Source organism: Peristeroidobacter soli (assembly GCF_004138485.1).
Classification (GTDB): Bacteria; Pseudomonadota; Gammaproteobacteria; order Steroidobacterales; family Steroidobacteraceae; genus Steroidobacter; species Steroidobacter soli.
In genome coordinates, this window is record NZ_RYEV01000008.1 from 140,934 (window position 1) to 154,549 (window position 13,616).

Below are 13,616 nucleotides of genomic sequence, written 5' to 3' on the forward strand. Positions count from 1 at the left end.
CGAGCGCGCCGGGCGCCTATGGACCGAATCATGACCTTGCCTGCTTCAATACTGATCGTCGACGACGACCGCGAGCTCGGCCAGATGCTGACCGAGTATCTGAGCGGCGAGGGCTTTCAGGTGTCCGTCGTGCGCGATGGCGCCGAGGCGCTGGCCCGCCTGACCGGCGAGTCGCCGCCGTTCGATCTGGTGATCCTGGATGTGATGTTGCCGTCGTTGAGCGGCTTCGAAGTGTTGCGTCGTCTGCGTCACAGCCTGTCCGTGCCGGTCATCATGTTGACGGCGCATGGTGCCGACGTGGATCGCATCGTCGGGTTGGAGTTGGGCGCCGACGACTATCTCTCGAAACCGTTCAATCCGCGTGAGCTGGTTGCCCGCGTGCGCGCGGTGCTGAGACGTTTCTCGCCACGTGATGCCGATACGCCGGCGCATCCGGTGAGCGTCGGCCCGCTGCGCCTCGATCCGGCGATGTTCGAAGCTACATTGTCGGGACAGTCGGTGCGGCTCACGGGCACGGAGCTGCGACTGCTCGAAGTATTGATGCGCGCAGTCGGTCAGGTGCAATCGCGCGAGTCGTTGACTGAACGCGTGCTGGGACGCCGGCTCACTCCTTATGATCGAAGCATCGATACGCATGTGAGCAACTTGCGCCGTAAGCTCGGCCTGGGCGAGAACGGCCTGCCGGAGATCCGTAGCATTCGTGGCGCCGGTTACGTGCTGATCGCCATCAACGACACGCGTGCGGAGTCGCGTGCTTGAGCGTTTGAGAACCCTGTGCGCTCGCTGTTCCTTCGCATCTTTCTGTCGTTCTGGGTAGCGACGCTGCTGGTGCTGGCTACTACCGCCGCGGTGGCGTGGTATCGCTTTCAGCGCGATCAGTCACCCTCGCCCGATAGCCGGCAGCTCGCCTCCGAAGCGCGGCAGCGTCTGCTGGCCGGCGGTATGAAGGATCTGTATGCCTGGATCGAGAACGCGGAAGATCGTTATCCCGGCCGGTACATTTATGTCGTGCGTCCGGATGGTCAGGACGTTCTGCGGCGGCGGCTGCCACCGACTTATCGCAGCTACGCGAATCGCCTGAAGGAGGCGGGCTTCTTCGGTCGCGAGCCGCCGCCGAATGGTCGCGACGATCCGCTGTTGCTGACGCCGCTGTTCACCGATCGCGACGGCACGGTCTACACCGTGATGGTCGGGCAGCGCTCGCTGATCAGTCCGTTGCAGGCGTCCGACGTGCGTCTGGTCGTGTTCGCGTTCGCGCTCGCCATCAGCGGCCTGGTGTGCTGGTGGCTGGCTCGTTACATCAGCAAGCCGCTGGAACGGTTGCAGTCGAGTGCGCGCTCGCTGGCGGCGGGCAATCTCGATGAGCGGGTCGGCGAGGAATTTTCGAGTCGCCGCGACGAGCTTGGCGTGCTGGCGCAGGACTTCGACGCGATGGCCGATCACGTCCGTACGTTGATCGCGTCGAGAGAAGCCCTGTTGCGAGCCATGTCTCATGAGCTGCGCTCACCTTTGGCGCGACTGCGCGTCGCATCGGGTCTGGCGCGCCGGCCGCAGGCCGACATCGTCAAACAATTGGATCGCATCGAGCTGGAGGCCGAACGCCTCGACACATTGATCGGTCAGATGTTGCAGCTGTCGCAGCTGCGCTCCTACAAGCCGACGCTGCCGCTCGAGCCGATCGATGTGACGACTTTGTTGAACGAGGTGGTCGAGGACGCGCGCCTGGAAGCGAGCGGGGCCGACAAGAACGTGGACTGGACGGCGGGTGAGAGCCTGTGGCTGAACGGCAATCACGATCTCATGCGCAGTGCCATCGAGAATGTGCTGCGTAACGCCGTTCGCTTTACCAAGCCGGGTTCGGCGGTCGCGGTGTCATTGAGCCGCGAGCAGCAGGATGCTTTGATTGTGATCGAAGATCACGGTCCGGGTGTGCCGGAGGCGGAGTTGGCGCACATCTTCGAGCCGTTCTATCGAGTCGCCGAGTCGCGTGATCGCGATTCCGGTGGCACGGGGATCGGGCTCGCCATTACGGCGCGCGTCGTTGGTTTGTATCAGGGCCAGGTGCGGGCGCTGAACGCGGCGACTGGCGGTTTACGCGTCGAGATTCGCTGGCCGCTGCGGCGAGATGCGGCATGATCATGCGCGCCGATGCGGCGGGACTGGAATTTGATCCCGCGTCAGCTGCTGCGGTGAGATTAGAACTGATCGCGCACGTCGCTGCGGTGATAGGACCTGATCTCGCGGCCGCCGCTGCGGTGGGATTAAACCTGATCGTGTCCTTTGACGGCGTATTGGGATACGGCGTGGCTCCGTAACGATTGCGCGCGATCGCGAATCGCCGTGATCTCCTCGGCGCTAACGTCTTTATCGCCGGCGCGTGCTTTCAACACTTTGCCCTGCTCGTCGAATTCCAGCTCGATGGTGTCGTTCGAGTTGAGCGCGGCGCCGTGGTACTTCATCAAACGCGCGCCGAGAAATTCATAGGTGCCAGTCTGCGACGTGGCCTTGCGCGTTTCTGCCAGGCTCTGAATCTTTCCATCGTTGAATCTGGCTCGATAGGTGGCGGCGATGCCGCCGGGCGCGAATGAGCCGCGAAATTCCTGACCTGGCTGGTGCGCTGGATCGGCCGCGCGTTGTTCAACGAGTGGTGTGTTCGGCGTCGCGGCGGGCGCGGGTTCTTTCGAGCAGGCGGCGAGCAGCGAGGCCGCGATTGTCATCGCGAGCCGGCATGCGCCAAACCGCAGCGGCATTTGTTTTGTCGAGAGCACGGTTGATCCAGGGGCATGAGGTCCGATCGGCAGCGCAAAGTTGTGCATTTTCGGCGCGTGCGCAAGGCCCCTGGCCGTCTGCCGGCGGCGACAGCCGCACGACATAAAACTGCATCTTGCGTACGGCCTTCCCGCGCGACGCGCGAACGTGATTTGCTTCACACGACGGCGCGATCAGTTCCTCTAGTCTGCGGCGGACTTTCCCGTCCGTCGTTTTATGGAGGAATTGATGAGCGCCGCCAGCCCCGCCCCGACTCAGGTCCGTCGCACCGCCACGGCCGCGCCTTCCCGTGCTCCTCAGCAGGCCGCTCCGCAAGCCCAGCCGCAAGCGCGCGCGACCACGCAGGTGTTCGACTTCTCCAAGCCGAGTGGCGAGGATGAGATTCGCGTGAACCTGGCCGACGTGCCGGTCATGCGGACTTCCATGGAAGTCGACGTGTTCGAGCCGACGCTGCTGAGCCGCCTGTTCGATCTGTTCGGACCGCGCCGCTAACAGCGCACCACACGCCTTGCTTCGAGAGAGCCCGCCGGCACAACTGGCGGGCTCTTCTTTTAACTGGAGCTGCCGCACTTGCCGGGTACGAACAAGGCGAGTGCGTGAGATGACGCCTGCGCTCGCCGCCCGCGGCGGCGGCATGCAGATGGCATGAAGTGTTACATTCCCGCGTCTGCAGGGGGTGTGATGTCATTGCATAGTCGAATTTTGGTGGCGCTTGCGATGCTGTTCTCGGTGAGCGGTGGCATGGCGGCGAGTTTTACCGGCCCGAACGACGTGGCTCGGGTGTTCGATCTCATGCAGCGCCGCCTCGAGCTGATGCGCTCCGTCGCTGCCTGGAAGTACGCCAATAACGCGCCGGTCACCGACGCCGCTCGCGAGCAGCAAGTCCTGGACGCGACCGTCGCCCAGGCGCAGCGGCTCGGCATCGATCCCGCGTCGGCGCGCGAGCTGTTCTCGCTCCAGATCCGCATGGCTCGCGACGTACAGGAACATTTCATCGCGACCTGGAAGCAGCAGAAGCCAGCCAACGAGGCCGATCCTGCGCATCCCTGCGCCCCCGACATTCGGGCATCCTGCCCAGCACCGGTGCGTGATCTGAGCAAGGAGCTGCGACCGGAGCTGGATCGTCTCGGTAACGAGCTGCTGCAGGCCATCTATCTCGCCCTGCCTGAATTGATGACCGATGATTTTGCCACTCGCTATCAAGCGCAAGCCGCGAAGCTCGCGATGCCCGGGCTGCAACAGGACGATGGAGCCGCGCTGCTGAAAGCGGCGAGCCAGTTGCGCCCGGCGGCGATGCCGGCACTCGAACGAATCAAGGCCAGCAAGGTGCTCCGCATCGGCATGACTGGCGACTACGCGCCCTTCACGCTGGAGCGGGGCGGTGAGCTTTCAGGCGCGGATGTCCAGATGGGCGATGCGTTGGCGAAGTCGCTGGGAGTACAACCGCAATTCGTGAGCACGAGCTGGAGCACGCTGATGCGGGACTATCAGGCCGGGCGCTTCGACGTGGCGCTCGGCGGGGTCAGCATCACGCCGGAGCGTGCCAGGGTGGCGGCGTTTTCCATTCCTTATCATCGGGGCGGCAAGACACCCATCGTTCGGTGTGGCACCGAGGCGCGCTTCGACACGGTCGAGGAAATCGATCGCCCCGAAGTACGCGTCGTCGTGAATCCGGGTGGGACCAATCAGCAGTTCGTGCGCGAGCGGCTGAGTCACTCGCATGTCACCGTGCATCCGGACAATCGCACGATCTTCGCGGAGATCGCGGACGGCCGCGCCGACGTGATGGTGACCGATGACGTCGAGGTCGACTTGCAGGCGCGTCGTGACAAGCGATTGTGTCGCGCGACTGCATCGACGTTCACTCACGGTGACAAGGCGATTTTACTGCCGCGAGACGAGGCGCTTCGCGGCCAGGTCGATGCATGGTTGCAGGATCAAATTGCGGCGGGCGCAGTGAATGCATGGCTGGAAAGCGCGCTGGTCGCGCAGGCGCAGCGGAAGACCGTGAATTAGATAGCTGGCCGGTGCTGGGCAGGACGCCCAAATGCAGCGGGCAGGATGTGCTGGAGCTGCCCGGCAGGCAGGCGGCCGGTGCCGGCCAACGCCGTTTGCCGGTCGCCGGCGGCCATTGGCCGGCGATGCTGCTGCGAGCCGGGCGTATTCGGTATGCTTTGATGCGGCATTCGCCGTGGAGGTCGTCAGATGGGCTGGATCGTTTTCATCGTCATCGTCCTGATCGCGATTTTTTTCATTTCCATCTACAACAAGCTGGTCGGTGGCCGGAACGCCTATAAGAACGCGTTCGCCCAGATCGACGTGCAGCTCACGCGGCGTCACGATCTGATTCCGAACCTGGTGGAAACCGCGAAGGGCTACATGAAGCACGAGCGCGAGACGCTCGAAGCGGTCATCACTGCGCGCAACGCCGCGGTCACCGGTTTGAAGAATGCCTCGGCGAATCCGGGCGACCCCAGCGCCGTCCAGCAATTGTCGGGTGCTGAGAATGCGCTGAATGGCGCGCTCGGCCGACTGTTCGCGCTGGCCGAGGCCTATCCGGATCTCAAGGCCAATCAGAACATGATGCAGGTGTCGGAAGAGCTGACCTCGACCGAAAACAAAGTCGCGTTCGCGCGCCAGGCGTTCAACGATGCCGTCATGACTTATAACAATGCTCGCGAGATGTTCCCCAACAGCATCGTCGCCAACATGTTCTCGTTCCTGCCGGCGCAGTTGCTGGAGATCGAGTCGGCCGAGAAGCGCGCGGTGCCGGTGGTGAAGTTCTAACCACGGCATCCAGCGGGCGCCGCCATGAACTTCTTCGAGCGACAGGAAGCGTCGCGACGGATGTCGCGCTGGCTCATCGTGCTGTTTGCCGCCGCGGTGCTGTCCGTGGTCGTGGCGGTGAACCTCGTCGTGTCCTTCCTGATCTCACGAGGCCAGGAGAACATGACCGGCTACGCGCCGACTCTGGGCGAATGGATGAGCGCCAATCCGGGCACGCTATTGATCACGACCCTGGTGGTCGTGGGCATCATCGGGCTGGCGAGTCTTTATAAGACGGTGGTGCTGGGCGGCGGCGGCGGTGTGGTCGCTAAATCGCTCGGCGGCGTGCGCGTGTCGCCGGACACCACCGATCCACAGCAACGCCGGCTGCTCAACGTCGTCGAAGAAATGGCGATTGCTTCGGGCGTGCCCATGCCCGAGGTGTATCTGCTCGAGCATGAGATGGGCATCAATGCGTTCGCCGCCGGTCACAATCCCGCGAACGCGGCGATCGGTGTCACGCGCGGCACGTTGACGACCTTGAATCGCACCGAGCTGCAAGGCGTGATCGCGCACGAGTTCAGTCATATCTTGAATGGCGACATGCGCCTGAACATTCGGCTGATGGGGCTGCTGTTCGGTTTGCTGGCGATTGCCATGATCGGGCGCATCGTGCTCCGGTTCAGTTCCGGGGGGCGCGATTCCAAGAAGGCGTTTCCGGTGCTGCTGGTCGCGCTGGCGGTGCTGATCATCGGCTACATCGGCTTGTTCTTCGGTCGGTTGATTCAGGCGGCGGTGTCTCGCAGCCGTGAGTCGCTGGCCGACGCGTCGGCGGTGCAGTTCACTCGCGATCCCGTCGGCCTGCGCGGCGCGTTGCTGAAAATCGGTGCGCTGTCGGGCGGTTCCAAGATCGGCAATCCCGAAGTCGAAGAAGTCGCGCACATGCTGTTCGCGCCGGGCATGAGCCGGTTCTTCGCCACGCATCCGTCGTTGGAATCCCGTCTGAAGGCGATCGACCCGAGCTTTACTTCCAAAGACTTCGACCGTGCCCGCGCCGAGCTGATTCACGCGGCCGAGCAGGCCAAGGCGGATGCGACGCCGAAACAAACGTCGGCCGAGCGGTTGGAATCGCTGATCGACGTGCCGGGCGCGGCAGCGGTCGCGGGGCTCGTGGCCAATCCCGGCACCGTTCATATGCAGCTCGCGCGGGACATTCGCAAGTCGTTGCCGGAAGCCATCGTCCTCGCCGGCGCTCATCCTGATTCGGCGCGGGTGCTATTGCTGACGTTGGCGCTCGATACCAATCCCGAAGTGCGCGAGCGGCAGCAGCAGTTCATCGCTGCCCAGATTGATCCGCGGACGGCGGAGCACGTCGGACAATTGTTGGACGTCGTCGATGGGCTCGAGCCCGAACAGCGCATGCCGGCCTTGTTGCGCGCGATTCCTGCGCTCCGGCAGCTGACGCGCGACGAGCGTATGAAGTTGATGTCCACGCTGAATGGCATGCTCCAGCGCGAAGGCCGGGTCTCGTTGCAGAGCTACGTGCTTCGCAAGCTGGCGCAGGTTCATCTGAACGATGACCTGAATCCGGTCGCCCGGACCCGGCAGCTGCCGTTAAACGTCGTGCAGAAGGACATTCAGGTGCTGTTCTCGGTGTTGGCTCAGCATGGGCACGCCGACCTGGCGGACGCTCGACGAGCCTACGAGGCTGGCGTGCACCACCTGCTGCCCCGGGAGCGGCCGTCGTTCGTCAATCTGGCGCATTGGGCTCAGCCGCTGGACGTGGCGCTGAGCCGGCTCGATCAGCTGGCTCCCATCATGAAGGAGCAACTGGTCGAGGCTCTGGTCAAGACCGTGACCCACGATCAAAAACTCACCCTCGGCGAGGCCGAGCTGCTGCGCGCCGTCTGCGCGACCGTCCACTGCCCGTTGCCACCCCTGGTAACGTCTGGAACAGACGGCTAGTCGAAGCCGCCCCATGGGTACATGGATGTACCCCGCCGCTTGCGGCGGCGAGAGGTAAAAGTCACGCCTTTTGGCGACTCGCAGGAGGGTTGTGGCAGGGATGCCCGATCCCGACTTTAAGTAGACAGTCCCTGACAGCTTTCGGCGTTTGAATGCGCCCCCTGGTGAGCGCGCGCTTGAAGCTGCGCTTACAATCCACATCTCCATGATTCGTCGGGCCCGGTCCTCGGGCCTGGCGTTTTTCCTACAGCGTTCGGGGCCTCAGGCCATCGGTGAGCATGTCCCAGTCCATCGTCATTCGTGGCGCGCGCCAGAACAATCTCAAGAACCTGCACCTCGAGTTGCCCACCGGCGAGCTGATCGTCGTTACCGGCGTGTCCGGATCGGGCAAGTCCTCGCTGGTGTTCGACACGCTGTACGCCGAAGGGCAGCGCCGCTACGTCGAGACCTTCTCGCCGTACGCGCGCCAGTTCCTGGATCGCATGGACCGGCCGCAGGTCGAGCGCATCGACGGCATTCCGCCCGCCATCGCCATCGATCAGACCAATCCGGTGCGGACCTCGCGCTCCACCGTGGGCACGATGACCGAGCTCAACGATCACTTGAAGCTGCTGTTCTCGCGGGCCGCGCAGGTGTACTGCCGTCAGTGCTCGGCGCCGGTGAAGCGCGATTCCGCGCAGAGCATTTATGCAGAGTTGAGCGAACGTTTGCAGGCGTTGGGTCGCAGCGACGCGCGCGTCATCGTCACGTTCCCCGTGCCGGTGCCGGCGAATTTCGGCGAGGCTGAAGTGCTGAGCCTGCTGGAAAAGCAGGGCTACACGCGGCTGTTCCAGCGAATCACGTCCACGGTGGCCGCGACCGAGCCCGCCAAGGGCAAGAAGAAGGCTGCGAAGAAGGGGCGCAAGAACGCCGAGGAAGCATCTCAGACCAGCGTCGTCCTCGAAATGATTCAGGACCGTTTCCGTTTCGACAACACCGATCGCGAACGCGTGATCGAAGCGCTCGAGTCCGCGCTGCGCGTCGGCCGGGATCGGGTGGCGATTCACGTGCTCGAAGCGAATGGCGGTGGTCGCAGCGCCGAGAATGACGTCACTCCTCCGGCGACATCGGCAACCTGGCGCTTCTCATCGGATCTGCACTGCGCCGACTGTGACATCCATTATCGCGAGCCCACGCCCAGCCTGTTCTCGTTCAACTCGCCGCTCGGGGCATGCGACGCGTGCCGGGGTTTCGGGCGCATCATCGGTATCGACTTCGGTCGCATCATTCCCGATCAAAGCAAGACGTTGAAGGGCGGCGCGGTCCGTCCGTGGCAGACCGAGTCGTATCGCGAGTGCCAGGACGATCTGATCAAGTACGCGCGCAAGAGAAACATTCCCATCGACGTGCCGTGGCGCGAGCTGACCGAGGAGCAGCGTCAGTGGGTGCTCGAAGGCGAAGGCAGCTGGGAAGACAAGCTGTGGTACGGCGTGCGCCGCTTCTTCGCCTGGCTCGAAACGAAATCCTACAAGATGCATGTTCGCGTCCTGTTGTCGAAGTATCGCGCGTACACGCCATGCACGGTGTGCGATGGCGCGCGACTCAAGACCGACGCGTTGCTGTGGCGTCTCGGCACCAAGGCGGACGCGAAAGCGGTGCTGCCCGACGCCCTGCGCTTCAAGCCGAACGGCGTGCAATGGAACGACGCGCAGCTGGCGGAATTGCCGGGCATCGGCATTCACGAGCTGATGCTGTTGCCCATCGATCGGTGCAAACAGTTTTTCGATCGCCTGGCGCTGCCGGCGCCGCTGGATGAAGCGAGCGATCTGGTTCTGCGCGAGATCCGCGGCCGTTTCGGTTATCTGCTCGACGTGGGCCTGGGCTATCTCACGCTCGATCGCCAGTCGCGCACGCTGTCCGGCGGCGAGGTACAGCGAATCAATCTCACGACGGCGCTCGGTACGTCGCTGGTCAATACCTTGTTCGTGCTGGATGAGCCGTCGATCGGCTTGCATCCGCGCGACATGGGGCGCGTGATCAATGTGATGCATCGACTGAAGGCCGCGGGCAATTCACTGGTCGTGGTCGAGCATGATCCCCAAGTGATGCAGGCCGCCGACAAGTTGATCGACGTCGGTCCGGGTCCCGGCGAGAAGGGCGGCGAAATCGTGTTCTTTGGTGAGCCCGCCGAGCTGGCGAAGGCGGAGCGTTCGCTCACGGCGGATTATCTGCTGGGTCGCAAGCAGGTCAGCGAAGTATTGCCGGATGCCGCTCAGTCGGCGCCGACCGCGGCGCTGACAGTGAAGGGCGCGCGCCAGCACAATCTCAAGGGCATCGACGTCTCCATTCCGTTGCAGCGCCTGGTGTGTGTCACGGGCGTGTCGGGCTCGGGCAAGTCGACGTTGATTCAAGACGTGCTGTATCCGGCACTGCTCAAGCACTTCGGCAAGCCGACCGAAGCGCCGGGTGAGCACGACTCGATCAAGGGCGCTGAAAACATCAGCGCGGTCGTGATGGTCGATCAGACATCGATCGGTCGCACCACCCGTTCCAATCCGGCGAGCTATGTCGGCGCGTTCGACGCGATCCGCAAGTTGTTCGCCAACGAGCCGCTGGCGAAAGAGCGCGACTACACGATCGGCACGTTCAGTTTCAATTCCGGCAACGGTCGCTGCCCGACCTGCGGCGGCAATGGTTTCGAACACGTCGAGATGCAATTCCTGTCCGACGTGTATCTGCGTTGCGCAGACTGTAACGGCCGCCGCTATCGCGGCGAAATTCTCGAGATCAAATTGAATCGCGGCCCCGGCCCGGGCCGTAGCATCGCCGACGTGCTCGACATGACGGTGTCGGAAGCGGTCGAGTTCTTCGCCGGCGAGCGCGAAGTGCTGTCGACATTGCGTCCGCTCGCCGAAGTGGGTCTCGACTATCTGCGACTCGGTCAGCCGGTACCGACGCTGTCGGGTGGCGAAGCACAGCGGTTGAAGCTCGCGGGTCACCTGGCGGAAAGCGCAACGGCGCGCTCGGATGACGACGCCACGCCGGGCAAGTTGTTTCTATTCGACGAGCCCACCACGGGCTTGCACTTCGACGACATCGCCAAGCTGCTGCGCGCGTTCCGTCGTTTGATCGCGGCCGGGCATTCGTTGCTGGTCATCGAGCACAATCTCGACGTCATCGCTGCGTCCGATTGGCTCATCGATCTCGGTCCGGAAGGGGGCGAGGCGGGCGGAGAAATCATCGCGGTCGGTACGCCGGCGGACCTGATGAAGGTGCCGGGCTCGCACACGGGCAAGGCGCTGCGTGAAGTCCAGAGCGGCTGGAAGATCGCCGATCAGCGCACGGTCGTGCCATTGGCGGCTTCGGCGCATCGGCCGAAATCGAATGTCATCAGCATCCACGGCGCTCGCGAGCACAATCTCAAGAACGTCGATGTCGAGCTGCCGCGCGACAAGTTCATTGTGGTCACCGGCGTGTCGGGCTCGGGCAAGTCGACGCTGGCGTTCGATATCGTGTTCGGCGAAGGACAGCGCCGCTATCTCGAATCGCTCAACGCGTACGCACGGCAGTTCGTGCAGCCGGCATCGCGCCCCGATGTCGATGCGATCTTCGGCATTCCGCCGACGGTTGCCATCGAACAGCGCACCAGCCGCGGCGGTCGCAAGAGCACCGTGGCGACGCTGACGGAGATTTATCACTTCCTGCGCTTGCTGTACGTGAAGCTGGGCACTCAGTACTGCCCGGATTGTGACGTGCCCATCGAGCCGCAGAGCTTCGAATCCATCTTCGCCCGTATCAGTCGCGACTATCGCGGCAAGAGCGTGAGCTTGCTGGCGCCGCTGGTCGTGGCACGCAAAGGTTTCTACACCGACCTCGCGGCGTGGGCCTTGAAGAAAGGTTATGAGCAACTGCGCGTCGATGGCGAGCTGCTGCCGACGCAGAGCTGGCCGCGTCTGTCTCGTTTCCAGGAACATACGATCGAGTTGCCGGTTGCGACCGTTCAGGTTTCCGCGCGTAACGAGCGCGAGCTGCGTGAAGCACTGACGACGGCGCTCGACTTCGGCAAGGGCGTCGTTCATCTGCTCGATGAAAGCGTGAAAGTGAAGAAGGCTCCGGTGGCCAAGAAGGCTGCGAAAGGCAGCACGGCCATCGCTGCGAACGCCGGCCTGTCGATCTTCTCGACTCGCCGCGCTTGTCCGTCCTGCGCCAAGAGCTTCGCCGAGCTCGATCCGCGTCTGTTCTCGTTCAACTCCAAGCATGGCTGGTGCGAAGACTGTTACGGCACCGGCTTGCAGATTCGCGGCTTCGACGAGGAGCAGAGCGGCGAGGAGATCTGGTGGAACGAATGGTTCGAGCAGGAAGCCGAAGTTTGTGACACTTGCGAGGGCGAGCGCCTCAATCCGATCGCCCGCAACGTGCGCTTCCGCGATCAGTCGATCGCGGCGGTGACGGCGCAGTCGGTCGGCGACATGCGCAAGCAGTTCAACACGTTGAAGCTGAAAGGCCGCGAGGGTGAGATTGCGCGCGACGTGCTGACCGAAATTCACTCGCGTCTGGCATTTCTCGAAGACGTGGGGCTGGGTTATCTCGCATTGGATCGCTCGGCGCCGACCTTGTCGGGCGGCGAAGCGCAGCGCATTCGCTTGGCCGCGCAGCTCGGCTCGAATCTGCAGGGCGTGTGTTACATCCTCGACGAGCCGACCATCGGCCTGCATCCGCGCGACAACCGCATTCTGCTGGACACGCTCGACAAGCTGGCCGCGAAGGGCAATTCGCTGCTCGTGGTCGAGCATGACGAAGAGACGATTCGTCGCGCCGACTACGTGCTCGATCTCGGTCCCGGCGCGGGTACGCGCGGCGGTCGTGTGGTTGCGGCGGGCACAGCGGAAGAACTGGAGCGCTCACCTGAATCGATCACGGGTCGATTGCTCGCCCAGCCGCTACAGCATCCGATCGGCAACCGTCGTGCGGTGACACCGAAGTCGCCGGCGCTGGTCGTGAAAGACGCATCGCTGCACAACTTGCGTAAACAAACCTGCAAGGTGCCGTTGGATCGGCTGGTCGTTGTCACGGGCGTGTCAGGTTCGGGCAAGTCGACCATGGCGCGCGATGTGCTTCATGACAACTTGCGAGCGGCGCTGGGTCGTCGCAGGGGTGCGAAACTCGAGTGGCGTGGCTGTAAAGAGATCGCCGGTTGGGAACAGATCGAGCGCATTCTCGAAGTGGATCAGACACCGATCGGCAAGACGCCACGCTCGTGCCCGGCGACTTATATCGGTTTCTGGGACGCCATTCGTAAAGTGTTCGCCGAGACGCCGGAGGCGCGCATGCGCGGTTACACGCCGTCGCGGTTCTCATTCAACACGGCCGGCGGTCGTTGCGAGGCCTGCGAAGGGCAGGGCATGCGCAAGATCGAGATGAGCTTCCTGCCGGACGTGCGCGTGTCTTGCGACAGCTGCGGCGGTCGCCGCTTCAATCAGGACACGCTCAGCGTGCAATACAAAGGCAAGAGCATCGGCGATGTGTTGATGATGAGCATCGACGAAGCGGTCGACTTCTTCACCGCGCATCCGCGCATTCATCATTGTCTGCGCTTGCTCCAGGACGTGGGCCTCGGCTATCTCACATTGGGACAGCAGAGCCCGACGCTCTCCGGCGGCGAGGCCCAGCGCATCAAGCTGGTGACGGAACTATCTAAAGTCAGGGAATCCCGGAGGCTCCGCACGCCGGAGCCGGGCGAGGTGGTGGAGAAGCTGCCGGGCACGCTGTATGTGCTCGACGAACCCACGGTCGGTCTGCATATGGCCGACGTCGAGAAGCTGATTCGAGTGTTGCATCGACTGGTCGACGCCGGTAACACCGTGGTCGTCATCGAGCATGATCTCGACGTGATTGCCGAGGCGGACTGGATCATCGATCTCGGTCCCGAGGGCGGCGCCGAAGGTGGCAAAGTCGTCGTGCAGGCTTCGCCGGATGACATATTGCGCTCGGCTCGCGAATCTCACACCGCGCGCATCCTGAAGGAGTTTCTGCGTGATCGCGCGCAGGCGACTGGCGCCAAGCCCGCAGTGGAGCGTCGACGCACGGCTTGCTAGTCGCGCTGCTTGCTAAAGGGCATACTCGATCACAATCGGCGG

At 63.4% G+C, this 13,616-nt stretch carries 8 protein-coding genes; 7 read left to right on the forward strand and 1 reads right to left on the reverse strand.

Annotated elements, in window-relative coordinates:
• Window positions 1-30 precede the first annotated feature (30 nt).
• Together EKO19_RS31850 and EKO19_RS31855 are read left to right on the forward strand one after the other, a co-directional pair.
• On the forward strand, window positions 31-759 hold the full coding sequence (locus EKO19_RS31850; RefSeq protein ID WP_129781464.1) for a response regulator transcription factor: 729 nt from the start codon (window positions 31-33) through the stop codon (window positions 757-759).
• Window positions 760-774: 15 nt separating this feature from the next.
• On the forward strand, window positions 775-2,136 hold the full coding sequence (locus EKO19_RS31855; protein ID WP_129781465.1) for an ATP-binding protein: 1,362 nt from the start codon (window positions 775-777) through the stop codon (window positions 2,134-2,136).
• A 125-nt stretch (window positions 2,137-2,261) separates the two neighbouring features.
• On the opposite strand, the gene EKO19_RS31860 is transcribed toward EKO19_RS31855, so the two are convergent.
• Window positions 2,262-2,768 (reverse strand): hypothetical protein, encoded by a 507-nt coding sequence (locus EKO19_RS31860; RefSeq protein WP_129781466.1) that lies wholly within the window; start codon window positions 2,766-2,768, stop codon window positions 2,262-2,264.
• 229 nt (window positions 2,769-2,997) lie between these two features.
• Between EKO19_RS31860 and EKO19_RS31865 the strand changes: the two genes are divergently transcribed.
• From EKO19_RS31865 to uvrA, 5 genes are all read left to right on the forward strand, one after another.
• Complete coding sequence (locus EKO19_RS31865; RefSeq protein ID WP_129781467.1) at window positions 2,998-3,261, forward strand: hypothetical protein; 264 nt, start codon at window positions 2,998-3,000, stop codon at window positions 3,259-3,261.
• Between the two features lie 189 nt (window positions 3,262-3,450).
• Window positions 3,451-4,785, forward strand: a complete 1,335-nt coding sequence (locus tag EKO19_RS31870; RefSeq protein ID WP_175597262.1) for a transporter substrate-binding domain-containing protein — start codon at window positions 3,451-3,453, stop codon at window positions 4,783-4,785.
• Window positions 4,786-4,974: 189 nt separating this feature from the next.
• Window positions 4,975-5,556: a LemA family protein gene (locus tag EKO19_RS31875; protein WP_129781469.1), complete on the forward strand. Its 582-nt coding sequence runs from the start codon at window positions 4,975-4,977 to the stop codon at window positions 5,554-5,556.
• A 24-nt stretch (window positions 5,557-5,580) separates the two neighbouring features.
• Window positions 5,581-7,500: a M48 family metallopeptidase gene (locus EKO19_RS31880; RefSeq protein WP_129781470.1), complete on the forward strand. Its 1,920-nt coding sequence runs from the start codon at window positions 5,581-5,583 to the stop codon at window positions 7,498-7,500.
• A 278-nt stretch (window positions 7,501-7,778) separates the two neighbouring features.
• The gene (gene uvrA / locus EKO19_RS31885; RefSeq protein WP_129781471.1) at window positions 7,779-13,574 is read left to right on the forward strand and encodes an excinuclease ABC subunit UvrA; all 5,796 of its coding nucleotides are present in this window, start codon (window positions 7,779-7,781) and stop codon (window positions 13,572-13,574) included.
• Window positions 13,575-13,616 lie beyond the last annotated feature (42 nt).